The sequence below is a fragment of the Ralstonia sp. TCR112 genome, from assembly GCF_007997035.1.
Lineage (GTDB): Bacteria > Pseudomonadota > Gammaproteobacteria > Burkholderiales > Burkholderiaceae > Ralstonia > Ralstonia edaphi.
This window is the reverse complement of record NZ_VOSS01000046.1, coordinates 1-26,001: the sequence shown is the minus strand read 5'-3', so window position 1 is coordinate 26,001 and position 26,001 is coordinate 1. Positions and strand designations below refer to the sequence as shown.

Below are 26,001 nucleotides of genomic sequence, written 5' to 3'. Positions count from 1 at the left end.
CGTATTGGCTGCATTTGCTATGAGGAGTGACGGATGACCAATCCCGGGGGCAACGAGCCCAAGATCCTGTACGTGGACGACGAGACATTGGCGCTGACTTACTTCGGCCGTGCCATCGGTTCACTGGCGCCGGTCGTCACCGCCACCTCCGTCGAAGAAGGCAAGCGCATGCTCGACCAGCACGCCGCCACGCTCGGCGTGCTCGTGTCGGACCAGCGCATGCCCGGTGAACTCGGCAACGAATTGCTGCGCTATGCACGCGAGCGCTATCCGCACCTGGTGCGCATCCTGACGACCGCCTACTCCGAAATCGAAGATACGGTGGAGGCCGTCAACCAGGGGCAGATTCACCGCTACATCAAGAAGCCGTGGGACATCACGGCGCTGCGCGTGGAACTGAAGCAGGCGTTGGAATTCTCTGACTTGCGCCGTGAGCGTGACGCGCTGCTGCGCGAGAAGATGACCGTGCGCCAAAGCCAGACGCTCACGCACCGCATCGGCGCGCTGCAGACGCTGTACCTCGCGGTGTCGGGCCTGTCGTCGTTCAGCGCCGTCAACGATTACCTGCGAGCCGCTGCCGCGGTGGGGCTGCAATCGCTTGCGCAGCCGGACTGGGCGATGAAGGACTACACCGAGCTGGTCGGCGAAGAAAGCCTGCGCACCGGCGAGTTCAGCCACGCTGTGCGCCAGGCCTATCTCGACTTGTCGTCACGCTTTGACAGCAAGCCGGCAGCCCAGGCGTTGGAGGTGCTGGCCGAGGTCCTGCACGGCAAGGTCTCGCCGTCGGGCAGCGATGCTGCGGCGGTGGTGGATCTCACCACGCTGACGGAATTCCTGGAAGCCGCGTCCACGCACAAGGTGTCGGACGCGCATGCCAAATGGCTGGCGTTCCTGCTGTGGCTCGACGGAAAAGGCTGGTCGCTCACGGCCGAGCGCGACGGCGCGACCGTCAAGCTGCGCCTGCTCGACAACCAGACGCAGCTCACGCCGGAACAACTCACGGCGTGGATGGAGCATTTCCAGGATCTGCAGGCCGCCTGAACCGGGCCCGCCGTTGGCACACAACGCCGATGCTTATGCGTCGGCGTTGTCGTTTGAGGCATCGCCTTTAACAGGCCGCTCCGGGCGATCGCGCATGCCGCCCTTCACCATGTCGAAGCGGAACAGACGGCATTCGATGTTGCCGTTGTACAGCGGCGTGCGCTGCGACTCCTTCAGCCGCATCCGACGCGGCATCGAGAGATCGCCCGTGAAGACGAACGCCTTCCAGCCGGCGAATTCACGCTTGAGCGTGCCGGCAAAGGCCTGCGCAAATTCGTTGGCGGCGGCCTCTTCCTCGGGGTCGATCGGGGGCGGCGGCTCCGGCTGACGCAGTTCGCGCATCGGACGGCGGCCATCGTCGCGCGGGGCACCCATGGCGCGGCTGGCGCGCTCAAACACGGTGCCATCCTCGTCGCCTTCGCCTTCCGGCCGGCGGCGGCGAGAACCATGTGCACCGCGCACGGCGATACGCTCGCCGTAAGGCGGGTTCATCAACAACACGCCGGCGGCCTCGAACGGCGGCTTGCCGAAGCGCGCATCGACCTGCTTGAGCACCGGCTCGCCGGGCAGACCGGCACGCTGCCAATTGGCGGCGGCATAAGCGAGCATGTCGGTGGAAATGTCGGCGCCGCCACCAGCGGCGGTGCCCGGCGCATGGATGCGGCGGCCGCGTCGGCAGCGGCTTCGCGCAGACGCTTGAAGCATTTGGCATCGTGGTCCTGCAACCATTCGCAGGCGAAGGCGCGTTGACCGCCCGGCGCAATGCCGAGCGCGCGTTGTGCAGCTTCAACGAGGAACGTGCCGCTGCCGCACATCGGATCGTAGAACGGCATGCCATGTGCGCCCGTCCAGCCTGTCAGGCGCAGAATGCCGGCGGCGAGGTTTTCCTTCAGCGGCGCCTCGCCCTTTTCCTGACGCCAGCCGCGCTTGAAGAGCGGCTCGCCGGTGGTGTCGAGATAGATTGTGCAATCGGTCTCGGTCAGGTACGCGTAGATGCGCACGTCGGGCGAGACGGTATCAACGCTGGGCCGCGCGCCCATGCGTTGGCGGAAGCGGTCACACACCCCGTCCTTCACACGCAGGCCGACAAACTTCAGGCTCTGCAACGGCGATTTGTGCGCGGTCACGTCCACGCGGATCATCTCGTCGGGCGTGAAGTAGTCTTCCCAACGCTGCGCCGCGGCCAGCGCGTAGATGTCGTCTTCCGAGCGATACCCGCGCGAAGCCAGGCGCATCAGCACACGGCTGGCAATGCGGCTATGCAGGTTGACGGCATACGCCGCGCCCTGCGTGCCGAAGAAGTGCACGCCACCCGGTACGGTGCGGCCCACCTCGAACGCGGCCAGCTCGTCCACCTCGGGGCGGATGGCGATTTCGGCCAGTTCATCGGCCAGCGCCTGTTCCAGCCCTCGGGGGCATGGCGCGAAGTAAGCAGTTGCCATCGGAAAACCAGAAAAAATCAGAACGGCTTCACGACCACCAGGATCGTAATCGCCAGCAACAACAGCACCGGCAGCTCATTGAACCAGCGGTAGAACTTGTGGGAGCGCTTGTTGGCGCCGGCCTCGAACTTGCGCAGCAGCACGCCGCAGCCATGGTGATAACCGATCGTCACGAGCACCAGCGCGAGCTTCGCGTGCATCCAGCCATTGGGCGGATACAGCCCGATGCGATATCCCAGGAACAGCCACAACCCCAGCAGGATCGCGACAATCGCCAGCATGGTCGTGAAGCGGAACAGCTTGCGGGCCATGATCAGCAGGCGCGTGATAGCCGCGCGCTCGGTTTCCATTGCCAAGTTGACGAAGATGCGCGGTAGATAGAACAGCCCGGCAAACCACGACGCAATGAAGACGATGTGAAAGGCTTTGACCCAGAGCATGCGAAGCGTCCCGTGAATGGTGTGAAGCGCGATCGGTAAAAACAGCGCGCCGCTCATGGCGGCGCTCAATGTGCAGCAAGCGATATCAGGTGCGAATCTCGCCGTGCCCGAACACGACGTATTTCAGCGAGGTCAGCCCCTCCAGCCCCACCGGCCCACGCGCGTGCAGCTTGTCGTTGGAGATGCCGATCTCGGCGCCCAGGCCGTACTCGAACCCATCGGCAAAGCGCGTGGACGCGTTGATCATCACGCTGGCCGAATCGACCTCGCGCAGGAAGCGCATGCCGGTCGAGTAGTTCTCGGTGATGATGGAATCGGTGTGCGCCGAGCCGTAGGTGTTGATGTGCTCGATGGCATCGTCCAGGCCGTCGACGGTGCGGATCGACAGGATCGGCGCGAGATATTCGGTGTGCCAGTCGGCCTCGACGGCGTCTTTCAGATTGCCGAACCCGGCGGCTTCCAGCGTGGCGCGCGTGGCCGGGCACACGCGCAGTTCCACGCTCTTGTCCTGGTAGATCTTTGCCAGCGGCGGCAGCGCGCGCGCAGCCACATCGCGCGACACGAGCAGCGTTTCCATCGTATTGCACGGTGCGTAGCGCTGCGTCTTGGCGTTGTCGCACACGCGCACGGCCTTCTCGATGTCGGCGTCGACGTCGATGTAGACGTGACAGATGCCGTCCAGATGCTTGATCATCGGCACCCGCGCTTCTTCGATCAGTCGCGCGATCAGGCTCTTGCCGCCGCGGGGGACGATCACATCGACGTACTCCGTCATGGTGATGAGCTTGCCGACCGCCGCGCGATCCGTGGTGGCCACCACCTGCACGGCGTTGGCAGGCAGGCCAGCATCGGCCAGCCCTTCCTCGATGAGCGCCGCCAGCGCGCCGTTCGATTCGATCGCTTCGGAGCCGCCGCGCAGAATGGTCGCGTTGCCAGACTTGATGCACAGCGCCGCGGCATCCACCGTCACGTTCGGCCGCGACTCATAGATGATGCCGATCACGCCAAGCGGCACGCGCATCTGGCCGACCTGGATGCCGGTCGGGCGGAACTTCATGTTGCTGATCTCGCCGATCGGGTCGGGCAGCGCGGCGATCTGCTCCAGGCCGGCGGCCATGGTCTCGATGGCACGATCAGTCAGCGTAAGGCGGTCGATGAAGGCGGCGTCCTGGCCGTTGGCGCGAGCACGTTCGACGTCGCGGGCATTGACCTCTTTGAGCTTGGCGGCATCGCGACGGACGGCGGCGGCAATGTGCAACAACGCGCGGTTCTTCTGCGCGGTGCCGGCCCGGGCCATGCCACGCGAGGCGGTGCGCGCCTGACGGCCGACCAGGGCCATGTATTCGTTCACGTCGAGCTGCTTCATGATGATCGCGACCGGCGAGCTGCCGGCAAATTCAGTGTGAGGACAATTCGGAGACTTGCGGCCGATGGTGTGGATCAGGCCGGCACCGGAAGACTGCCCGGCCGCGCGATGCGCATCGCCAGTTGCAGCAGGCCATCCCATGGCTCGGCCGGCAGCGACGGCTCGCGCAAGCCCTTGACCTGCCGATCCAGCTTGGCGGCCATGGAGAGCGCACCCTCCAGCTCGCGCTGTGACAGCCGCTGCGCCGCCTGCGGCACCAGCCGCTCGCGTGGCCCCCACACCCGGAGTTCTCGCAGCATGGACGCCACCGGCTTGCCTTGGGCCGCGCCCGAAGCGATTTTTGATAATACGCGAATTTCTTCCGTCAACGTCCAGAGGACCAGGACCGTAGCTTCGCCCTCGCCGCGCAGGCCTTCGAGCATGCGCACCAGACGCGGCACATCGCCCGCCAGCATGGCTTCGGATAGCTTGAACACGTCGTAGCGCGCCACGTTGAGGACCGCATCGTGCACATCGTCGAACGTCAGCACACCGGGCGGATGCAGCAAGCCGAGTTTCTGGATTTCCTGATGCGCGGCGAGCAGATTGCCCTCCACACGGTCGGCAATGAACTGCAGCGCGCGGCGGCCAGGCTCACCGGGCTCCACACGCTGCTGCTGACGCGCGAGACGCTCGCCAATCCAGCCGGGCAGCTTGGTGCGGTCCACCGAATCGACCTTGATCGACACACCCGCGCCTTCGAGCGCCGCGAACCACGCCGACTTGGCAGTCGCAAAATCCAGACGCGGCAGCGTGATCAGCGTGACGGTGTCGGTGGCCGGCCCGGACGGCGTGCCCGCAGCCAATGCGCGCAGTGCTTCGCCGCCATCCTTGCCGGGCTTGCCCGACGGAATACGCAGCTCGACGATCTTGCGATCTCCGAACAGCGACATCGACTGCTGGGCCTCGGTCACGCGCGACCACGAGAAGCCACGCTCGACGCTCATCACGTCGCGCTCGGTAAAGCCCTGCGCGCGCGCGGCCTGCCGCAGCGCATCGACCGCCTCAAGTGCGAGCAGGTGCTCGTCGCCATGCACCACGTACAGCGGCGCGAGCCCCTTGGCAGAAGCCTGCTTCAGATGACCTTCGAGCGCGTCGAGCCGCAATTGCATGGCAAACCTTGCCCTGATCCGCCGCTTACGACGGCAGCTTCACGGCGCCCAGGCGCCGCACGAGCTGGTTGATCGTATCGCCCTGCATGTCTCGGTAGAGCGCCGCTTCTTCGTAGTCCTTGGCGAGCACCTGCGTCTCGTTGTACGAGAGATCGCGGAACTGCGTGATTTCCGACGGCGGGATCAGCAGGTTGTCGTGCGCATCGCGCAGCTGGAAGCGGAAGCGATACGTGATGCGGTACTCGCGCACCACACCCTGCGGCGTGAGCGACGAGATGGTTTTCACACGGTCTTCAGCCAGCACGTCGAGCAGCGCATCGGCGTCTTTCTTATCCGACACGATGACGGTGTCGGAGCCGTTGTCGATCAGCCGGCGCAACTGCGCGCGCATCTGCGAGTTCTGCGGCAAGTTGATGTACAGCCGCTTGAACGCGAAGTCGGTATTGCCCCGCATGTGGAAGCCGCAGGCGGACAGCGCCGGCAGCGCAATCCCCAGGGCAATGACAGAGCGACCAAAGCGGCGGCGGGACAAACCTCGGGACAACGACATAACCATGCGTTCCTTGAGTGGGATGGCCGATCAGGCCACCACGTTCACCAGACGGCCCGGCACCACGATGATCTTCTTGGGCGGCTTGCCTTCAGCAAATTTCTGGACCGCTTCATCCTTGGCGGCAATCGCTTCGATGGCGGCGCGATCGGCGTCGGCCGGCACGACGATGCTGCCGCGCACCTTGCCGTTGACCTGCAGCACAAGTTCGATCTCGCTCTGCACCAGCGCGCCTTCGTCGACCTGCGGCCACGGGGCGTCGAGCAGATCGCCATATGCACCGGCGTAGCCCAGTTCCGTCCAGAGCACGTGCGTGATGTGCGGCACGACCGGGTACAGCACGCGCAGCAGCAGCCCCAAGCCTTCGCGACGTGCGTCGGCACCGGCGTCCTTGGCGCCTTCCAGCGCGTTGAGCATCTTCATCGTCGCCGAGACGACGGTGTTGTACTGCAGGCGCTCGTAGTCGTAATTCGCTTGCTTGAGCACGGTGTACAGCTCGCGGCGCAGCGCGCGATCGGCATCCGTTGCACCCGCCACAACGCCATTGCCGTGACCGGCGCGAATGGCGTCGGCATGGGCCACGCCAAAATTCCACAGACGGCGCAGGAAACGCGAGGCGCCCTCCACACCGGCGTCGTTCCACTCGAGCTGTTGCTCGGGCGGCGCAGCAAACATCGTGAACAGGCGCGCCGTGTCGGCACCGTATTGATCGATCAGCGCTTGCGGGTCGATGCCGTTGTTCTTCGACTTCGACATCTTTTCGACGCCGCCGATCACCACCGGCTGGCCGTCGGCCTTGAGCGTGGCACCCACGGGGCGGCCACGTTCGTCGGTCTGCACGTCGACGTCGGCGGGGTTGATCCACTGCTTCTTGCCTGCGGCATCTTCCCGGTAGTACGTCTCGTTAAGCACCATGCCCTGCGTGAGCAGGTTGGTGAACGGCTCATCGAATTTGACGAGGCCCAGGTCACGCATGACCTTGGTCCAGAAGCGCGCATACAGCAGGTGCAGGATCGCGTGCTCGATGCCGCCGATGTACTGGTCCATCGGCATCCAGTAATCGTTGCGGGCATCGACCATGGTCTCGCCGTCCGGGCACGTATAGCGCATGTAGTACCAGCACGAATCGATGAAGGTATCCATCGTGTCGGTCTCGCGGCGCGCGGGCTTGCCGCACGACGGGCACGTGCAATTCAGGAAGCGGGGATCCTTGGCGAGCGGGTTGCCCGTGCCATCCGGAACGAGATCTTCGGGCAGGCGCACCGGCAGGTCCTGCTCGGGCACGGGCACGACGCCACAGCTCTCGCAGTGGATCAGCGGGATCGGCGTGCCCCAGTAGCGCTGGCGCGAAATGCCCCAGTCGCGCAGGCGCCAGGTGGTCTTCTTCTCGCCCAGGCCTTGTGCGGCCAGATCGGCAGCCACGGCGTCGACGGCCTGCTGATAGTTCAGGCCATCGTACTTGCCGCTGTGGAACAGCACGCCGTGTTCCTTGTCGCCGTACCAGTCGGCCCAGGCGGTCGTGTCGTACCGCTGACCCTTCACGTCGATCACCTGCTTGATGGGCAGGTGGTACTTGTTCGCGAAGGCAAAATCGCGCTCGTCGTGCGCGGGCACGCCCATCACGGCGCCGTCGCCGTAGGTCATCAGCACGTAGTTGCCGACCCACACCGGCACGGATTCGCCGGTAAGCGGGTGCGTGACCGTCAGGCCAGTCGGCATGCCCTTCTTTTCCATGGTCGCCATGTCGGCTTCCATGACGCTGCCGTGCTTGCACTCTTCGATGAACGCGGCGAGCGCCGGGTTGCCCTGCGCGGCATGCGCGGCAATCGGATGCTCCGCGGCCACGGCGCAGAACGTCACGCCCATGATCGTGTCGGCACGCGTGGTGAAGACGTACAGCTTGCCGTCGTTGATCAGCTTGCCGTCGTCAGCGGCAATGTTGTGCGGGAATGCAAAGCGCACACCCTCGCTCTTGCCGATCCAGTTCTGCTGCATCAGCTTGACGCGCTCGGGCCAGCCCAGCGGGTCCAGGTCGGAGAGCAGTTCCTGCGCATACTTGGTGATGCCCAGGTAGTACATCGGGATCTCGCGCTTTTCCACCACCGCGCCCGAGCGCCAGCCGCGCCCGTCGATCACCTGCTCGTTGGCGAGCACGGTCTGGTCGACCGGGTCCCAGTTCACGGTGCCGGTCTTGCGGTAGGCGATGCCCTTTTCGAGCATCTTCAGGAACAGCCACTGGTTCCAGCGGTAGTAGTCGGGGCTGCAGGTCGCCACTTCGCGCGACCAGTCGATCGCCAGGCCCATCGACTGCATCTGCTTCTTCATGTAAGCGATGTTGTCGTAGGTCCATGCAGCGGGTGCCACGCCGTTGTTGAGCGCCGCGTTTTCCGCCGGCATGCCGAAGGCGTCCCAGCCCATCGGCATCAGCACGTTGTATCCCTTCATGCGCAGCTGACGCGTCATCACGTCGTTGATCGTGTAGTTGCGCACGTGGCCCATGTGCAGCTTGCCCGACGGATACGGCAGCATCGAGCAGGCGTAGAACTTGGGCTTGTCCGAGCCGTCAGCAGCGCGCGCGTGTTCGGTCACGCGGTAGGCATCCAGTGCCTGCCAGTGTTGCTGCGCTTGCTGTTCGACGTCGGACGGGGAATATTTGTCTTGCATGGTGATGGGTCGCCCGGATGCCCCGGCGATTGCAGCCGCGCCGCCAACGCGCGCAGCCGGATTGAATAACGGAAAAGGCCCGATTATACCGTCGCCATCCGCCCCATCCGGGCGATCGCGAGCGGTGAAAAAAGGCGCCGGACAGGCCTGCCAGCGCCCTCTGCCGTCAGCCTGATTACAGGCCGAGCACGTCGTTCATGTCGTACAAGCCTTTCTTCCCGGCCACGTACATCGCAGCGCGCACGGCACCTTCGGCATACGACTGGCGGGTGTTGGAGCGATGCGTGATTTCGATGCGCTCGCCGTCGCCAGCAAACAGCACGGTGTGGTCGCCCACGATGTCGCCGCCGCGCACAGTGGCAAAACCGATGGTGCCAAGCTCGCGGGGGCCGGTCTCGCCTTCGCGCGTATAGACCGCGCGATCGGCCAGCTTGGTGCCCTGCGCCTCCGCCACGATCTCGCCCATCTTGAGCGCGGTGCCCGACGGGGCATCGATCTTGTGCTTGTGATGCGCCTCGATGATCTCGACGTCGTAGCCCTGCGCCAGGATCTTGGCGGCGACTTCGATCAGCTTGAACGTCGCGTTCACGCCCACGCTCATGTTCGGAGCCCAGACCACGCCGATCGATTCGCCGTAAGTCTTGAAGCTGGCTTTCTGCTCGGCCGTGAAACCGGTCGTACCGATCACCACGGCGGTCCCGACCTCACGCGCAATATTGAGGTGATTGAGCGTCGCATCAGGACGCGTGAAATCGATCAGTACGTCCGCGTTCGAGAGCCCCGCCCGCACGTCGTCGGTCACGATGACACCGGTGGTTTTGCCAAGCTTGGCGCCGGCGTCCTGTCCCACGGCATCGCTGCCCGCGCGGTCCAGCGCGGCGCCCAGCGTCACGCCCGGCGTGCGCAGTACGGTATCGATCAGCATCTGGCCCATGCGGCCCGAGGCGCCTGCAATCGCAATTTTCATGTCGGTGAGAGCGAAAAGCTGCAAAAGAGAAAACGGTCTGTAAAACGCACAAGCGGCGGAACCCGTCCGCCGCTCGCTCGAAGTCGTGATGCCGGCGCGCTGGCTATGCGCGCTTCACGGCGTTCACTGCGATTGGGTGGCCGGCGGCGGAACGCTGGTGTCAGTACCACCACCGCCAGTGCGGCGCTCCGGCAGCGTCACGTCAACGTTGTTTTTGGAGCCTGCGGTCGACTGCACGCGGTCCGTCACTTCAGCCGACGGAATCGACGGTGCACGTGCAGCGGGTGCCGCGCCCGCGGCAGCAGCGGCCTGCGCGGCGTCCTTCTTCGGACGTTTGATGCCGTCGATTTCCGAGATCAGCTCCGCTTCGGACGGCAGTTCATCAGCGCCCACCCACTTGGCGAGGCGATCGCCGTCAAACCACACGGTCAGCTTGCGTTCCTGCACAACAGCCGTATTGCCACGCTTGAACGAGAAAATATAGTCCCAGCGGTTGGCGTGGAACATGTCCGTCAACAGCGGCGTGCCGAGTACGAAGCGCACCTGGTCACGGGTCATGCCTTCCTTGAGCTGCGCCGCCTGTTCGCGCGACACGAAGTTGCCTTGCACGATGTCGATGCGATACGGCGTGACGGCATTGGCGATCTTGCGCGTGGTGCTGTCATAGGTGCCGCATCCGGCCAGCAACGCCGACACAGCGAGCATGGCACCCATCAACAGGCCGCCGCGACGGGCGACGTGGGCAAAACGGACAGGACTGCGCGCAAAGGAAAAGGTCATGAGCGATCGGCCTTCAAACGGTTCCGGGTGTGCCGGTACGGGAGGAATCGGCGACGGCCAGGCACATTGTGCAGGCCCGTCAATAGGACTTTTGCCGCCAAAACCCTTATGATTGGAATCCGAACATTGTACTCTAGGGAGCCTGGCGCATGCCGAGTCCTGCAGACCTCAAGAACATCGGTCTGAAAGCCACGGTGCCGCGGTTGAAGATCCTCGAGATCTTTCAGACCAGCGAAGAGCGCCACATGAGCGCCGAAGACGTGTACCGCATCCTGCTCGCCGAGCAGATGGACATTGGCCTGGCCACGGTCTATCGCGTACTGACGCAATTCGAACAGGCGGGGCTGCTGTCACGCAACAACTTCGAATCCGGCAAGGCCATCTACGAACTCAACGAGGGCAAGCACCACGATCACCTGGTGTGCCTCGATTGCGGCCGCGTCGAAGAATTTTTTGATGCCGAGATCGAACAGCGCCAGCAGAGCATCGCCCGTGCGCGCGGCTTTGCGCTGCAGGAGCACGCGCTGTCGCTTTATGGCAATTGCACGAAGGAAGCCTGCCCGCACCGGCCAAAGCGCTGAAGCATCGTCGCCAAAAGGAAACGGCCGCATCGTCTGCGGCGTTTTTCATTGGAGCGGCGAGATGGCGGATGTCAGGCGGACAGCCGCGTCTCACCCTCCTTTTCTGCGTCGCCTTGACCACCCTTCTCGGCCTTGCCGTGTTCCTTGGCCTGCACGGGCGGATGGGCCGGCGCGCCGGACGCCTGCCCGGTGTATTCGGCCACGACCTGCTTGAAGAGCTGACGCGCCCACACCAGCATCGGGTGCGTGTTGCGGCTGCGGTGCCACAGCATGTTCAGGCCCAGCACAGTTTCCAGCTCGGTCGGCAGCGGGAATGCGTTGAGGTCGTACATCTTGCAGACCATATCCTTCATCAGCGAATTGACCGTGAAGATCATGTCGGTCTGGGCCGCCACTTCGCCCTGGGTGCGCCAGCTGTGCACCGTCATGGTCGAGTTGCGCTTGAGGCCGCGCTGCTGCAAGGCGTAGTCCAGCGGAATGAGCGACGGCGCGACACGGCTGCCCGGGCTGCCCTGCGCGATGAAGATATGCTCGCAGTCGAGGTATTGCTCCAGCGTGCAGCGATCGCCGAGGATCGGGTGGTCCTTGCGCGCGCAGACCCACATGTTGAAGGAGGTCACGACCTCTTCCATGATCTCGGGGTGGCGCGTGGGGAACGGAGAGAAGGCCAGATCCAGCTCGTTGGCGCGCATGGCCGCCACATCGGCTTCCCACGAAGACGATTCGGTCAGGCGCACCTGCAATGCCGGCGCCAGGCGCTTGATGCGCAGCAGGAAGCGGTCGAACAGCGCATCGCCCAGCGTGCCGGCAAAGCTGACGTTGAACGTGCCGGTGGCTTCGGCGGGGTCGAACGTGGCGATATCGCCCTCGTTGATGGCCGCCCACAGGTCGAGCATCTCGCGCACCTTCGGGCCCAGCTCAAGCGCCTTGGGCGTGGGCGTCAGGCCGTGCGGAACGCGAATGAAAAGGGGATCGTCGAAGATCTCGCGCAAACGACCCAGCGAATGCGAGACAGCCGGTGCGGTCATGTGCATCTTTTCAGCCACGTAGGTGGCGTTGCGCTTGCTCAGCAGCTCAACAAAAATCACCAGCAGCTTGGTATCGACGTTGACCATGGGACGCCTTGGCTCGAACACGTTGGAAAACTGGAAAGGCAACCATTGCCGAGGCAATGGGCCGGACGCGACGTAAAAGCCCGCCACATCACAATGTAGTATTTGTTCAGTGTACGGACTGCAACCCGATTTTCAAAGCGAATTCCTGTAGCGCGAATTGGAAATTTGCTCGCCCGCAAACGTTTTCTTTCCCGTCCATAACAAACGTCGACGGGCCTCAGGCGAGGCGGGCGTGCCTGTGACTGGCCTGCGCTTGGCCCACCTAAGAAAAACGCGCCCGAAGGCGCGTTCTTCTGTGCCGTTCAGCAGGATTACTTTCCGACCACGCGCGCCATTTCCAGGCACTTGTTCGAGTAGCCCCACTCGTTGTCGTACCAGCTCACGACCTTGATGAAGGTGCCGTCCAGTGCGATGCCGGCTTCGGCGTCGAAGATCGAGGTGCGTGCATCGCCGCGGAAATCCGTAGCGACGACCTTGTCTTCGGTGTAGCCCAGCACGCCCTTCAGCGCGCCTTCGCTCTGCGCCTTCATTTCGGCGCAGATTTCAGCGTACGTGGCGGCGCTTTCCAGCTCGACGGTCAGGTCGACCACCGACACATCCGAGGTCGGCACGCGGAACGACATGCCGGTCAGCTTCTTGTTGAGTTGCGGGATCACCACGCCCACGGCCTTGGCAGCGCCGGTCGACGACGGGATGATGTTTTCCAGGATGCCGCGGCCGCCGCGCCAGTCCTTGTTGGACGGGCCGTCAACGGTTTTCTGCGTGGCGGTGGCAGCGTGCACGGTCGTCATCAGGCCGCGCTTGATGCCCCACTTGTCGTTCAGCACCTTGGCAACCGGCGCCAGGCAGTTGGTCGTGCACGAAGCGTTGGAGATGATCGCCTCGCCCTTGTACGTTTCGTGGTTCACGCCGTACACGAACATCGGGGTGTCGTCCTTCGACGGAGCCGACATGATCACCTTCTTGGCGCCCGCGTCGATGTGCTTTTGCGCGCCTTCCTTGGTCAGGAAGATGCCGGTCGATTCGATCACCACGTCGGCGCCGACTTCGCCCCACTTCAGCTCGGACGGGTCCTTCACGGCGGTCAGGCGGATCTTCTTGCCGTTGACGACGAGCGTGTTGCCGTCGACCGACACTTCACCGTCGAAGCGGCCGTGCACCGAGTCGTACTTCAGCATGTACGCCAGGTAGTCGGGCTCCAGCAGGTCGTTGATGGCAACAACTTCGATGTCCTTGAAGTTGGCGGCGGCAGCGCGGAACACCATGCGTCCGATGCGGCCGAAGCCGTTGATGCCGATCTTGATGGTCATGGTCAGTCTCCTGATAGCAGAAAAGAAATCGACGATGCGATAAAAACCAGCGCGGCACCTCGTGGGTGCCGCGTACGCAAATTCAGTTAAGCAATGACGCTCTTGGCGGTGTTCACCACGTTCTCGACGGTGAAGCCGAAGTGCTTGAACAGCACGCCTGCCGGGGCGGATTCACCGAACGTGTCGATGCCCACCACGGCTTGCACTTGGTACTTCCACCAGAAATCGGTCACGCCCGCTTCCACGGCGATGCGCGGCACGCCGGCCGGCAGCACGCTCGCCTTGTAGGCCGGATCCTGCTTGTCGAACACGGTCGTGGCCGGCACCGAAACCACGCGCGCGTGGATGCCCTCGGCGGCGAGCTGGTCTGCTGCACCGACCGCCAGGCCAACTTCCGAGCCGGTCGCGATGATGACCACGTCAGGCTTGCCGTTGGCGGCCGCATTTGCCCCATCCCGCAGCACGTAGCCGCCGCGGGCGATCGCCTCGCGCGTGGCCGGGTTGCGCGCCTGGAACGGCAGGTTCTGGCGGCTGAAGATCAGGCAGCTCGGGCCGTTCTGGCGCTCGATGGCGGCAGCCCAGGCGACGGCGGTTTCGGTGGTGTCGGCGGTACGCCAGACGTCCATGTTCGGAATGAGGCGCAGGCTGGCAACGTGCTCGATCGACTGGTGCGTCGGGCCGTCTTCGCCCAGGCCGATGGAATCGTGCGTGAAGACGAAGATCGAGCGGATCTTCATCAGCGCGGCCATGCGCAGCGCGTTGCGGCTGTAGTCGGAGAACGTCAGGAACGTGCCGCCGTACGGAATGTAGCCGCCGTGCAACGCGATGCCGTTCATGATGGCGCTCATGCCGAACTCGCGCACGCCGTAGTTGATGTGGTTGCCCCAGGCATCCACACGCACGGCCTTGCTGCCGCTCCAGTTGGTCAGGTTCGAGCCGGTCAGGTCGGCCGAACGCCGAGCAGCTCGCCCAGCACCGGGCCATAGGCTTCCAGCGTGTTCTGGCTGGCCTTGCGCGTGGCAATGGTCTCGGCCTTTTGCTCGCACTTCTCGATGAACTCGGCGACGGCCTTGTCGAAGGCTTCCGGCAGTTCGCCACGCATGCGGCGCTCGAACTGCGCGGCCTCGGCCGGGTAACGCTCGGAATACGCGTCGAACAGCGCGTTCCAGGCCTTTTCCAGTGCCTGGCCCTGGCCCTTGGCATCCCACGCGTCGTACACGGCTTGCGGAATTTCAAACGGTGCGTGCGGCCAGGCCAGCGCTTCGCGCGCGGCCGCGATTTCCACGCCGCCCAGCGGGGCGCCGTGCACGTCGTGACCGCCTTCCTTGTTGGGCGCACCCTTGCCGATGAGCGTGCGGCAGCAGATCAGCGTCGGCTTGTCCGACTTCTTGGCTTCGGCAATCGCAGCTTCCACGGCGGCAACGTTATGGCCGTCGACGGCGCGGATCACGTTCCAGCCGTAGGCTTCGAAGCGCTTCGGGGTGTCGTCGTTGAACCAGTGGACGACGTCGCCGTCGATCGAGATGCCGTTGTCGTCCCACAGCGCGATCAGCTTGTTCAGGCCCAGCGTGCCGGCCAGCGAGCAAGCCTCGTGGCTGATGCCCTCCATCAGGCAGCCGTCGCCCAGGAAGACGTAGGTGTGATGATTGACGATGTCAAAGCCCGGGCGATTGAATTCCTGGCCCAGCAGACGCTCAGCAAGGGCCATGCCCACGGCGTTGGTGATGCCCTGGCCCAGCGGGCCGGTGGTGGTTTCCACGCCCGGGGTGATGCCGTATTCCGGGTGGCCGGCGGTCTTGCTGTGCAACTGGCGGAAGTTCTTCAGTTCCGACATCGGCAGGTCATAGCCGGTCAGGTGCAGCAGCGCGTAGATCAGCATCGAGCCGTGGCCGTTGGACAGCACGAAGCGGTCGCGGTCGGGCCAGCGCGGGTTGAGCGGGTTGTGACGCAGGTGGCGGCTCCACAGTGCCACGGCGATATCCGCCATGCCCATCGGCGCGCCGGGGTGGCCCGAATTGGCTTGCTGGACGGCGTCCATGGCAAGCACGCGAATGGCGCTGGCCATCAACTGGGTAGGCTGGGTGGTATTCGAGTGGAGGGCGGGGGCGGTCATGCGAACCTGCGGCAGGAGATAGGCGGGAAAACCGCGATTTTACCAGACGGGAATGACCCGGCTGGGGTGATCGCGGTCAGTAAAACGTGCTACGACGTCCCCTCCCCCGCCCGGCTTACCACTCTGCGACGGAACCGTCGGCGTGGCGCCACACCGGGTTGCGCCAGTCGGGTGCTTCCTTGCTGCGTTCGATGACCAGCGCCTCGTCGATGTCCACGCCCAGGCCGGGCAGGCGCGGCGGGCGGATATAGCCGCCTTCCAGCGCAAAATCGGCCTTGTTGCGCACGTAATCGAGCAGTTCGGCGCCCTTGTTGTAATGGATGCCCATGCTTTGTTCCTGCAACGTGGCGTTCCAGCTGACGAAATCCACGTGCAGGCAGGCCGCCAGCGCGATGGGGCCAAGCGGGCAATGCGGCGCCAACGCCACATCGTAAGCCTCGGCCATGGCGGCGATCTTCACGCATTCGGTAATGCCGCCGGCGTGAGACAGGTCCGGCTGCAGGATCGACACCCCGCCTGCCTCCAGCACGCGCTTGAAGTCGAAGCGCGAGAACATGCGCTCGCCGGCGGCAATTGGCAGATGGGTGTGGGCGGCCAGGCGGGCATAGGTTTCGGCCTGCTCGGCCAGCACGGGCTCTTCGATAAAGAGCGGGCGATACGGCTCCAGCTCCTTGATCAGCACCTTGGCCATCGGCGCAGAAACGCGGCCGTGAAAATCCAGCCCGAATTCGACGGTGTTGCCGAACGCCGAGCGAATCTCAGCAACCTTGGCGACCGCAGCATCCACCGCGCGGGACGTGTCGATGATGCCCATCTCTTCGCAGCCGTTGAGCTTGAAGTGATCGAAGCCGCCGGCCTGCAGCGCCTTCATGCCGGCAATCACGTCGGCCGGGCGGTCGCCGCCGACCCAGCTGTAGGTGCGCATCTTGTCGCGCACGAGGCCGCCGAGCAGTTCGTACACCGGCACGCCCAGCACCTTGCCCTTGATGTCCCACAGCGCCTGGTCGATGCCGGCGATGGCGCTCATCAGGATCGGGCCGCCGCGGTAGAAGCCGGCGCGATACATGGTCTGCCACAGGTCGTTGATGCGGCTCGGGTCCTGGCCGATGAGGTAGTCGGACAGCTCGTGCACCGCTGCTTCCACCGTGCGCGCACGGCCTTCGATGACGGGTTCGCCCCAGCCGGTGACGCCCTCGTCGGTCTCGACTTTCAGGAACATCCAGCGCGGGGGCAGGCGGTACGTGGTCAGGCGGGTGATTTTCATGGATCGAATCGAAGGTGCGTTCAGGTGCGGACAGATTGGACGGCGCGGTAGGCGGTGACGAAGGCGCGCGCGCGTTCGGCGGTGCGCTCGACGGGCTGGCCCGGGCGATACAGGTCGCTGCCGAGGCCGGCGCCGATGCAGCCGGCGGCAAGGTAATCGGCAAGGTTCTCCGGCGTGATGCCGCCGACGGCAAATACCGGCACGTCAGCGGGCAGCACGGCCTTGAGCGCGCGGACATAACCGGTCCCGAGATTGCCGGCCGGGAAGATCTTCAGCGCCTGCGCGCCCGCGTCAAGCGCGGCAAAAGCCTCGGTGGCGGTCATGCAGCCGATGCAGGTGACGAGGCCGGCGTCGACGGCAGCGCGGATCACCGGCGTATGCGTGTTGGGCGTGACGACCAGCTTGCCGCCCGCCGCGACCATCAGGTCAACGTCTTCGGCGCGCAGGACGGTGCCCGCGCCGATCAGCGCGCGGTCGCCAAAGGAACGCGCGGCGAGCTGCACGCTCTGCCCCCAGTCGGGCGAGTTCAGCGGAATTTCAATGGCATCGAAGCCGGCATCGACAAGCGCCTGCGTATGCGCGAGCACCTCGTCAGGGCGGATGCCGCGCAGGATGGCGATCAGCGGAAGGTGGGTTGTCCAGGTCATTCGTGATAGAGCTGCGAGCGGCCGCCATCGATGAGGATGTCGGTCGCGTTGATGAAGCGCGCCTCGTCGGAGGCGAGGAACAGCGCGGTGTAGGCCACCTCTTCGGGCTCGCCGATGCGTTTGCACGGCAGCAGCTCGGCCTGGCGGCGGCGTTCGGCTTCCGGATCAGGAGCGGCGGCAAAGCCGGCCTCGGCAATCGGCGTGAGGATCAGCCCCGGCGAAATCGAATTGACGCGGATTCCGCGCGCTGCATATTCAATGCCCAGCGCTCGCGTGAGCCCGATCAGCCCATGCTTGGCCACCGGATAGGGAAACGCGCCCGGAATGATTTTGTGCCCATGCACCGACGCGATGTTCACGATGCTGCCCGCCCCGCGCGCCAGCATGTGCGGCAGCACGGCGCGCGCGCAGTGCCACGCGCCTTCCAGATCGACGGAAAGGCAGCGCGCCCAGTCGTCCTCGCTCAACTCGAGCGGATCGGAAAACACGTTGATGCCGGCGTTGTTGACCAGCACGTCGATCCCGCCAAAGCGCTCGACGCCGGCAGCGACCATTGCGTCGATCTGGGCGCGGTCGCGCACGTCGGCTTGCACGAGGAGGATGTTGTCGTTGCCAACGCTGTTGCCAATTTCGGCGGCAAAGGCTTCGGCGCGCGCGTCACGCATCAGCGCGTTGACGATCACGCGCGCGCCGTGCTGCGCGAACAGCTTGGCAATCGCGCCGCCAATGCCTTGCGTGGCGCCTGTCACCAAGGCGACCTTGCCGGCAAGACGCGGCGGAAAAGACATCGGAGAAGCAGTCATGCGTCAGTTCGATTCACGGTGAATTGATAGCTGCGCCGCAGGCTCTGGCCGGCGCGAGAATCGTCAGCCCGTGGTCTTGCGGCAGGCCAGGTAAGTTGTGCGCGTTGATGGCGTGGTCGACGGGCTCGAAGCAGAAGAAGTCGTAGCCGGCTGGGGTGTACAGCACATAGCGCGACGTGTCGGCCGTGATCTGCACAGACACGCGGCGGCTGGGCCAGACGATCTCGGCGTGGCCATCCCAGCCTTCAAAGCTGTGATTGATGGCGGCGTTGGCTTCGAGCTTCCGGAGCTTGCGAAAGTCTGCATCTGCATGCGGCGCCTGCAGAACCGTCGGCAGATGGTCCGATGCGGATTCCCACATGGCCGTGGCGCTGGCGAGCAACCGAACATCCGGCGTGCGCGGAAAGAACGGATGCACGCCCAGCCCAAACGGCAGCGGCGCGCCTTCGTTGCGTACCGTCAGCGAGATTTCCAGCGTGTTGCCCGCGAGCGTGTAGCGCTGCGTCGTCAGGTAGCGGAAGGGGCGGCCGTGGTCGACCGTTGCGGCGAGTTCGACTGACGTGTCTGTTTGTGAGACCACCTCCCACGGCATCAGCCAGCCGTGGCCGTGCAGCGGATACGCTTCGTCGTCACGCGTGCCCGGCACGTCGATGGTCCGCCCCTCGAACTGGAAGCGCCCACCGCCGATGCGGTTGGACCACGGCACGAGCGGAAAACAGGCGAGCGCTCTCGGATCGTGCAGCGCGGCTTCTGCTGTCCCCGGCCGAAAGATCGGCGCGACATCGCCGTCACGCAGCAGATCGAAACGCAGCAAGCCGCCACCGGCTTCGGGCAATACCTCGGCGCGCAGCGTGCCGTTCTCAAGCTGCAACGTAGGCATGGCCGAACCGGCCCTCCGGCAATCCGCGTACGTCCGGCACGGCAAGCTGCAACGTCGCGCCGGCATTCACGTCTTCTGCCAGGCGGCGCGCCGACAATCCGTCGCGCGCGTCGTCAGATACAGCGTGTCGAGCGCCTCGCCACCAAATGCAGGGCAGGTGGGCTGCGATGCCGGCACGGACACGCGCGCCAGCACGCGGCCATCCGGTGCGTAGCGCGTCAGTCGGTTGCCGCCCCACTCGGCATTCCACAGGCAGCCGTCTGCGTCGACGGTCGAGCCATCGGGCGAACCCTTGTGGGCGCCATCGGCATCCTGGTCACGCAGATCGGCGAAGACGCGAATATTGGCGACTGCGCCGGTCTGCCCGTCGTAGTCGCACGCGTGGATGCGCCGGCTGTTGGTATCGCACCAATACATGGTCTCGCCGTCGGGGCTGAAGGCGATGCTGTTGGCGATGGCGATGTGCGGCAGCGCCAGGCGTTGCAACGTGCCCATCGGCGTGAAGCGATAGAAGCTGCCGGTGGGTTCGGGGCCGCCCTCGTGCAGCGTGCCGAAGACGTAGTTGCCGGAGCGGTCTGCGCGGCCGTCATTGACGCGCGTGGTCGGGTTGTCGGATTCGACGTCAGCCAGCAGCGTGAGCGCGCCGGTGCGCGTGTCGAAGCGGGCGATGTTCTTGGCAAGGCCGAGGATCAGCACGCCGGGCTCGTCCGTCAGCACGAAAGAGCCGACGCGTTGCGGCAGCGGCCATTGACGCTCCTGCCCCGTCGCCGGATCGTGCTGCCACAGCAGCGATTCCTGGATGTCGGTCCACCAGAGCACGCGCAGGGCGCCGTCCCAGACGATGCCTTCGCCCAGCGTGCAGCGCAGATCGGACAGCGTGGTTGCGGTTGTCATCTGCACGGCCTCACTCACGACCGCCGCGGTTCTTCAACTGGTCGACCAACACCGCCGCCAGCAGAATCGCGCCGCGCACGAGGTACTGATAGAACGCGTCGATGTTCAGCAGGTTCATCGCGTTCTGCACGGTGCCCATGATCAGCACGCCGACCAGCACCCCGCTGATGGTCGCGCGGCCGCCGAGCAGCGACACGCCGCCCAGCACGCAGGCGGAAATCACGTTCAGCTCAAAGCCTTGCGCCGCATTCGGCTGGCCGCTGGTGATGCGCGCCGCCAGGATCACGCCGGCCAGCGCGGCGATCACGCCCTGGATCAGGAAGATCACGATGCGCGTCATGTTGACGTTCACGCCGGCCAGCCGCGCGGCTTCCGGGTTGCCGCCAATCGCCAGCGTATTGCGGCCGTAGATCGTCTTGTTGAGCAGCACACCAAACACGAGAAAGCACAGCGCCGCGACCCACACCGGCGTCGGCACACCAAAAAAGATCGTGTTGCCGAGGTCGAAGAAATCCATGTCGGACACGCCCACCGCCTGCCCATGCGAGGCGATGAAAGCGAGGCCCCGCACGATTTCCATCGTGGCCAGCGTTGTGATCAGCGCATTGATCTTCAGCTTGGCGATCACGAAACCATTGATGCCGCCGATGATCGCGCCCGCCACCAGGCTCGCGCCGATGCCGAGCGCAATGCTGCCGGTGGCGTTGATGATCATGGCGCACAACACGCCGGCAAACGCCACCGTGGAGCCGATCGACAGATCGAAATCACGTGATGCCAGGCAGAACATCATCGTGCAGGCGACCATGCCGATCTGCGAGACGGACAGCGCAAGGCCGACCATGTTCTGCCACGAGAAGAAATACTCGACGGAGAACGACAGCGCGGCAAAGAGGATGGCGAAGATCAGCGGCAGGCTGAAATCGTCCAGCAGGCGAAGCAGGCGCGTCTTGTTCATGGCAGAGCGTGCCGATGCGGCGAGCGCATCGGAATGTTGCAGGGGTTGAGACTGGGACATCTTGGACTCCGGGGTTCTCATGCCGCCAGCGGCGGCAATGGTGCGGACGGCAACGGCGCAGATTCAGGCCGCAGCGCGAGCTTGAGCACGGCGTGCTCGTTGGCCTGTTCGCGCGGCAATTCGCCGGCGATGCGGCCTTCGCTCATCACGAGCACGCGGTCGGCCACACCGAGGATTTCCGGCAGCTCGCTGGAAATCATCAGCACGGCCACGCCGCGTTCGGCCAGTTCGTACAGCACCTGGTAGATCTCGTTCTTGGCACCAACGTCGATGCCGCGCGTGGGCTCGTCGATGATCAGCACGCGCATGTCGTCTTCCGCCAGCCAGCGCGCCAGGATGGCCTTCTGCTGATTGCCGCCCGACAGCAGGCGGATCGGCTGTTCGCGGTTGGGCGTCTTGATGCGCAGCCGATTGATGTAGTGATCAGCCGTCTTCGCTTCCTGCCGGTCATTGACGAACAGGCCGAAGCGGCGCTGGTTGCGCCGGCAGCTGATGTTGATGTTTTCCGACACCGACCGGCAGCCGATGATGCCCTCTTCCTTGCGGTCTTCCGGGCACAGGACGATGCCCTGGCGGATGGCGTCGGCCACATCGCGAATGCGGATCGGCACGCCATCGAGCGTGATGCTGCCCGCCGTCTTGCGATCGGCCCCGTAGATCAATCGGGCCAGTTCCGAGCGCCCTGCGCCCACCAGCCCGAACAGGCCGACGATCTCGCCGCGGCGTACGGACAGGCTTGCCGGCTCGGCCAGCTTCGGGCCCATCAGGCCATCCACCTGCAAGCGCACCTCGCCCAGCGGGCGGGCGCGGTAGTCGAAGATGTCGTCGATCTGGCGGCCGACCATCTGCGCCACCAGCTCGTCACGCGTGACGTTGGCCATCGACGGGAAGTCCGCCACCTTGCGGCCGTCGCGGAAGATCGTGCAGCCATCGCACAGCTCGAAAATTTCGTCGAGCCGGTGCGAGATGTAGATCAGCGCACGGCCCTGCGCGCGCAGGTCTTTCACGAGGCGGAACAGGATGTCGGTCTCCCGGATCGACAAGGAACTCGTCGGCTCGTCCAGCGCAATCACGCGCGCATCGCGCAGGATCGCCTTGCAGATCTCGACCATCTGGCGCTGGCCGATCGACAGATGTTTCAGCTTGGCGCGCGGGTCCAGGTCGACGCCGATGCGGCCGAGCTGCTCGCGCGTCCAGGCCATCGCCTCGCGCTGGCGGATGAACCCGCCGCTGGCCGGCAGGTGGCCGAGCAGCAGGTTGTCCATCACCGTCAGCTCGGGCACCGTCTGCAATTCCTGGTGGATGACGGCAATACCGGCATCCAGCGCCGCGCGCGTGGTCGGAAACGTCGTCGGCTTTCCCTCGACGACGATCTGCCCGCCATCGGGCTGATAGTCGCCGCCCAGGATCTTCAACAGCGTCGACTTGCCCGCGCCGTTCTCGCCCAGCAAGCCGTGCACGCGACCGCATTCGATGCCGAACGACACATCGGACAGCGCCCGCACACCCGGAAACACCTTGCTGATGCCACGAAACTCAAGAAACGCCGACATGGCAAGTCTCCTTCAACAACGTCATCCGCAAAATCACAAACCCATCTCTTGGCGGACGGCCTTTTCGTTGTCGCGCGTCATCAGGCGGCCGCTGGTCAGGATGAGCGGATCCGGCGCCTTGTTGTTCTTGATCCACTCATACATGTTCACCGAGGTCTCGTAGCCGTGACGCTTCGGGCTGATCAGCACGGTGCCGAAGAAGCCGGTCTTCTCAGGCTTGGCGAACTCGTTGAGCGCCGACTGGCTGCCGCCGATGCCCACGCCGATGATGTCCGCCGGCTTCACGCCGTGGCCTTCCGCTGCGCGCACAGCGCCGAGCACGGCTTCGTCATTGAGGCCGAAGGCGATCCAGTGCTTGAACTTCGGGTTCTTCGTCAGCGTGATGTTGGCGGCGTTGAAGGCGGCCTCGGTATCCGTCTTGGCCTGCGGGCTGGTCAACACGTTGGCGGCCGGGAAGCCCGCCTTGGTGAGCGCGGCGACTGCGCCGTCGGTGCGTTCCTTGGCGGTCGGCAGCTGGTCATAGGCAATGCGGATGGCACCCACCTCCGACAGGTTCCAGCCGCGCTTCTTCATCTCCTGCGCGATGGCGTCGCCCACCTGTTCGCCGATCTTCGTGGCCGAGATGCCCATGTGCGGCACCGACTCGATCGGCTTGCCTGCGCCATCGACCAAGCGGTCATCCACCGTCATCAGCTTGAGGTTGTTCTGCTTGGCCTTGGCCACGACCGCCGGCCCGAGCTTCACGTCGGGCACGCAAATCACGAAACCCTGCGCGTGCTGCGCGCCCAGGTTGTCGATGGCGGTCAGGACTTCGCCGCCGCTGGGCACGCCGATCTTCACCAGCTTGAAGCCCTTTTCCTTGGCGGCCTGATCTGCGAACTTCCATTCGTCCTGGAACCACGGCTCTTCGGGCTGCTTGACCAGGAAGCCGATCTTCACGTCATCGGCTGCATGGGCAAACACCGAAAGGCCGCCGGCCATGGCGAACAGCGTGGCGGCCGCAATGGCCTTGAATGTCCCGCGTCGTTGTTGTTGCATATTGTCTCCTTGCGACGCCGTCTTTGCGGCATCTGTTCTGGGTTGGATGAAAGATGGAATGGCGTGCGCGCCCGGCTTACGCCACCTTCAAGGTTTTGACCAGGCCGCGCTCGCGTGCGATGGCGATCGCGCCGCTGCCGGCCAGGTGTTCCTGCTGTTCACTGCTGGTGACGGTGACCTTGCCCGAGAAGAAATCGTCGTCCGACACCAGCACGGCCAGCGCCTCGCGCAACAGCGGCTTGCCAGTGATGACGAACTGCGTGCCCGGGTTCATGCGGATCGCGCTGCTGTTCTTGAGCGTGAGCAGATCCGCGCCCAGCACGGCGCCCAGCAGGAAGTTGGCCCGCGCATTGCGCTCGTAGATCGTGAACTGCCCCAGCGTGCGCACCATGAAGCAGGCGCGCCCCAGACCGATGCTGCTGGCACTGCGCGCGCCCGCCAGCAACATTTCCGGATCGACCTCGGTGGCGAAGTCGGAGTCGAGCGCGTCGGCCAGGATGGTGTTGTGCGTGATCACGTGGAGTAGCTCGCCGGCCAGCGTGGTCACACAGCCGGTGATGCGCTGGTCGGCGTCCAGGTGCACGAACTTCGAGTGCGAGCCCGGCAGCACGATCACCGCCGGTTCGGTGATGCCAAGGCGCGAGACCAAACCCATGGTCTCGACCTCTTCGCCGCGCATCATGTCCATCGACTCGATGTTGTGCAGGCCGAGGTTGTCCACCGGATTGCGCACGCCCGGCACGAACCAGATCGGCTGGGGGCACACCTCGGGGATGCTCGCCTGCACCATCCCGGCCGCCAGGTCGCGCAGGCCAGCCGGTGCCATCAGGTGCGGGACTTCGTGCAGCCCGACGTTGGAGGTGATCATGCCGGACGCCAGCACCAAGTCGACCTGGCTCATGCCAAACCCGGCCTTCTGCAGCGCAGCTTCGATCGTGTCTTGCACGCCGCGCTGCAGCGTCGTCCGGTTGCCGGTGATGGCGGTATCGCGCACGCCAACCTGGCGCGCAGCCTGGCAAAGCGCAACGTCATCGCGCCAGACCGTGACGCGTGTGTTGGTGGTACCGGTATCGATGGTGAGGATGTTCATGCGTGGCATTGCTTGGTGTGACGTGGGACGGGGCCCGAGGCGAAAAACCGTTTCATGATCCCGCAGCAAGCGGCCCGAGGTTGACCCGGAAAGCGCCGCCATCGCTGAAGACAGCGGCGCGCGCAGTGAAGTTCGGGGCGCACAGCGGGATCATGAGCGGTTTTTTAGAACGAGTGAACGATACCCGTATAGGCACCCAGCTGGTTCTTGCCCGGGGCCGGGTTGTTGTTGGTCGCTTCCACCGAGAAATTGGCGGTGGAGCTGTTCTGCACCGTGCCCACGCTCGCGTACAGCATCGTGCGCTTGGACAGGTTGTAGTTCGCGCCGGCCATGAACAGGTTGGCGTTGCCGCCGCCATGGTTGACGTTGACGCGATAGGCCGCGCCGATCAGCGTCAGCGCCGGCGTGACTTCGTAGTTGATGCCGAGCCAGTAGTGGTTCGCCTTGGTCGGCGCGCCCGCTGCGGCATCCGGCGCCGACAGGTTTTCATACGCGGCAAACAGCTTCGCCTTGCCGATGGTGTACGTGCCGCCGATCGTCGCTTCCTTCGAGAAGTTGAAGATGTCGCTGAACTTGCCGTTGCCGTCGCGGATCACGTCGTAGATCGCGCGTACTTCCAGCGGGCCCGTCTTGTAGACGGCCGATACGCCATCGCGGCGGCTGTTGGTGAAGGAGCCCGGCTGCTCGCCCAAGCCGGTCTGCAGGCCGATCTGGAAGCCGCCCCAGGTCGGGCTTTGATATTCGACGATGTTGTTGGCGCCCGGCCAGTTGCGTCCGCGCACGAGCGTGGCCGAGCCGATGAACTGCTGGCCGGTCGGGTCGAGGAACCAGACGTCGTTGCTGATGAAGAGGTTCTTGCCGGCCGTCAACGTGCCCCAGGTCGGGCTGGACAGGCCGACGTACGAACGGCGGTTGAAGAGCGCATCGCCGTTGGTCCGGCCTTGCGCCGCGCCGAAGCCGGATTCGAGCCGGAAGAGCGCCTGCAGGCCACCGCCCAGATCTTCCTTGCCCATGAACCCGAACATGCTGGTCCCCCACTGGTTGTCGGCGGCGCGCCAGAGGCTGCCGCCCGGCGAGGTCGCGGTGGGGGCGACGTTGTTCTGGTAGTCGATGCCGCTGGCGACGCGGCCGTACAGCGTGACGTTGGTTGTGTCGAGGCGGGAGGCGGTCAGCCAGCGAGCGCAAGGCGCACGCCAGCATCCCGCGAACAGCGGTGGTTCGATTCATGACGTCTCCTGAAATGTTTTTGTAGGCGGGGTCCGGTGCGGCGCGCGGTTTGAGATCGCTGGAGGCA

19 protein-coding genes and 4 pseudogenes are annotated in these 26,001 nt (G+C 64.9%); 2 read left to right on the top strand and 21 right to left on the bottom strand.

Annotation, left to right across the window (positions count from 1 at the left end; translation table 11 throughout):
• The first annotated feature begins 33 nt into the window (after nucleotides 1–33).
• Nucleotides 34–1,041 (top strand): response regulator, encoded by a 1,008-nt coding sequence (locus FUT88_RS13955; RefSeq protein WP_147215952.1) that lies wholly within the window; start codon nucleotides 34–36, stop codon nucleotides 1,039–1,041.
• Nucleotides 1,042–1,074: 33 nt separating this feature from the next.
• Here the strand turns inward: FUT88_RS13955 and FUT88_RS13950 are convergent.
• The 8 genes and pseudogenes from FUT88_RS13950 to FUT88_RS13915 form a co-directional block, all read right to left on the bottom strand.
• Nucleotides 1,075–2,483: pseudogene (locus tag FUT88_RS13950) on the bottom strand (class I SAM-dependent RNA methyltransferase).
• 17 nt (nucleotides 2,484–2,500) lie between these two features.
• On the bottom strand, nucleotides 2,501–2,923 hold the full coding sequence (locus FUT88_RS13945; protein WP_027680553.1) for a CopD family protein: 423 nt from the start codon (nucleotides 2,921–2,923) through the stop codon (nucleotides 2,501–2,503).
• Nucleotides 2,924–3,008: 85 nt separating this feature from the next.
• Nucleotides 3,009–4,289 (bottom strand): glutamate-5-semialdehyde dehydrogenase, encoded by a 1,281-nt coding sequence (locus tag FUT88_RS13940; RefSeq protein ID WP_147215984.1) that lies wholly within the window; start codon nucleotides 4,287–4,289, stop codon nucleotides 3,009–3,011.
• A gap of 74 nt (nucleotides 4,290–4,363) precedes the next feature.
• Nucleotides 4,364–5,440: a DNA polymerase III subunit delta gene (gene holA / locus FUT88_RS13935; RefSeq protein WP_147215950.1), complete on the bottom strand. Its 1,077-nt coding sequence runs from the start codon at nucleotides 5,438–5,440 to the stop codon at nucleotides 4,364–4,366.
• Between the two features lie 25 nt (nucleotides 5,441–5,465).
• On the bottom strand, nucleotides 5,466–5,990 hold the full coding sequence (gene lptE, locus FUT88_RS13930) for an LPS assembly lipoprotein LptE (RefSeq protein WP_147215948.1): 525 nt from the start codon (nucleotides 5,988–5,990) through the stop codon (nucleotides 5,466–5,468).
• A 30-nt stretch (nucleotides 5,991–6,020) separates the two neighbouring features.
• The gene (gene leuS, locus FUT88_RS13925) at nucleotides 6,021–8,654 is read right to left on the bottom strand and encodes a leucine--tRNA ligase (protein ID WP_147215946.1); all 2,634 of its coding nucleotides are present in this window, start codon (nucleotides 8,652–8,654) and stop codon (nucleotides 6,021–6,023) included.
• A 175-nt stretch (nucleotides 8,655–8,829) separates the two neighbouring features.
• Nucleotides 8,830–9,621 carry a 4-hydroxy-tetrahydrodipicolinate reductase gene (gene dapB / locus FUT88_RS13920; RefSeq protein ID WP_147215945.1) on the bottom strand — a complete coding sequence of 264 codons (792 nt, stop codon included), beginning with the start codon at nucleotides 9,619–9,621 and terminating at the stop codon, nucleotides 8,830–8,832.
• Nucleotides 9,622–9,744: 123 nt separating this feature from the next.
• Nucleotides 9,745–10,401: an outer membrane protein assembly factor BamE gene (locus FUT88_RS13915; protein WP_147215944.1), complete on the bottom strand. Its 657-nt coding sequence runs from the start codon at nucleotides 10,399–10,401 to the stop codon at nucleotides 9,745–9,747.
• 149 nt (nucleotides 10,402–10,550) lie between these two features.
• On the opposite strand from FUT88_RS13915, the gene fur reads away from it, so the two are divergent.
• A complete protein-coding gene (gene fur, locus FUT88_RS13910; RefSeq protein ID WP_147215943.1) occupies nucleotides 10,551–10,982 on the top strand; it encodes a ferric iron uptake transcriptional regulator in 432 nt (143 codons plus the stop codon).
• 71 nt (nucleotides 10,983–11,053) lie between these two features.
• On the opposite strand, the gene FUT88_RS13905 is transcribed toward fur, so the two are convergent.
• The 13 genes and pseudogenes from FUT88_RS13905 to FUT88_RS13845 form a co-directional block, all read right to left on the bottom strand.
• Entirely contained in the window at nucleotides 11,054–12,097 is a 1,044-nt protein-coding gene (locus FUT88_RS13905; protein WP_147215941.1) for a LysR family transcriptional regulator, read from the bottom strand.
• 311 nt (nucleotides 12,098–12,408) lie between these two features.
• Nucleotides 12,409–13,407, bottom strand: coding sequence for a type I glyceraldehyde-3-phosphate dehydrogenase (gap, locus tag FUT88_RS13900; protein ID WP_009241512.1), 999 nt, complete (start codon nucleotides 13,405–13,407; stop codon nucleotides 12,409–12,411).
• Between the two features lie 86 nt (nucleotides 13,408–13,493).
• A pseudogene (gene tkt, locus FUT88_RS13895) lies at nucleotides 13,494–15,520 on the bottom strand (transketolase).
• 115 nt (nucleotides 15,521–15,635) lie between these two features.
• The gene (dgoD, locus tag FUT88_RS13890; protein WP_012762895.1) at nucleotides 15,636–16,784 is read right to left on the bottom strand and encodes a galactonate dehydratase; all 1,149 of its coding nucleotides are present in this window, start codon (nucleotides 16,782–16,784) and stop codon (nucleotides 15,636–15,638) included.
• Nucleotides 16,785–16,804: 20 nt separating this feature from the next.
• A complete protein-coding gene (locus FUT88_RS13885; RefSeq protein ID WP_147215939.1) occupies nucleotides 16,805–17,431 on the bottom strand; it encodes a 2-dehydro-3-deoxy-6-phosphogalactonate aldolase in 627 nt (208 codons plus the stop codon).
• Entirely contained in the window at nucleotides 17,428–18,234 is an 807-nt protein-coding gene (locus tag FUT88_RS13880; protein WP_147215937.1) for an SDR family oxidoreductase, read from the bottom strand. Before FUT88_RS13880 ends, FUT88_RS13885 begins: the two co-directional genes overlap by 4 nt.
• Nucleotides 18,231–19,114, bottom strand: a pseudogene (locus FUT88_RS13875) (aldose 1-epimerase). Before FUT88_RS13875 ends, FUT88_RS13880 begins: the two are co-directional and overlap by 4 nt.
• A pseudogene (locus tag FUT88_RS13870) lies at nucleotides 19,095–20,008 on the bottom strand (SMP-30/gluconolactonase/LRE family protein). Before FUT88_RS13870 ends, FUT88_RS13875 begins: the two co-directional pseudogenes overlap by 20 nt.
• Nucleotides 20,009–20,018: 10 nt before the next feature.
• Nucleotides 20,019–21,026 (bottom strand): L-arabinose ABC transporter permease AraH, encoded by a 1,008-nt coding sequence (gene araH, locus FUT88_RS13865; RefSeq protein ID WP_147215936.1) that lies wholly within the window; start codon nucleotides 21,024–21,026, stop codon nucleotides 20,019–20,021.
• A gap of 17 nt (nucleotides 21,027–21,043) precedes the next feature.
• A complete protein-coding gene (araG, locus tag FUT88_RS13860) occupies nucleotides 21,044–22,579 on the bottom strand; it encodes an L-arabinose ABC transporter ATP-binding protein AraG (RefSeq protein ID WP_147215934.1) in 1,536 nt (511 codons plus the stop codon).
• A gap of 33 nt (nucleotides 22,580–22,612) precedes the next feature.
• Nucleotides 22,613–23,617 carry an arabinose ABC transporter substrate-binding protein gene (locus FUT88_RS13855; protein WP_147215933.1) on the bottom strand — a complete coding sequence of 335 codons (1,005 nt, stop codon included), beginning with the start codon at nucleotides 23,615–23,617 and terminating at the stop codon, nucleotides 22,613–22,615.
• Between the two features lie 76 nt (nucleotides 23,618–23,693).
• Nucleotides 23,694–24,707 (bottom strand): 2-dehydro-3-deoxygalactonokinase, encoded by a 1,014-nt coding sequence (locus FUT88_RS13850; protein ID WP_147215931.1) that lies wholly within the window; start codon nucleotides 24,705–24,707, stop codon nucleotides 23,694–23,696.
• 164 nt (nucleotides 24,708–24,871) lie between these two features.
• A complete protein-coding gene (locus FUT88_RS13845; protein ID WP_325205669.1) occupies nucleotides 24,872–25,879 on the bottom strand; it encodes a porin in 1,008 nt (335 codons plus the stop codon).
• Between the last annotated feature and the right edge of the window lie 122 nt (nucleotides 25,880–26,001).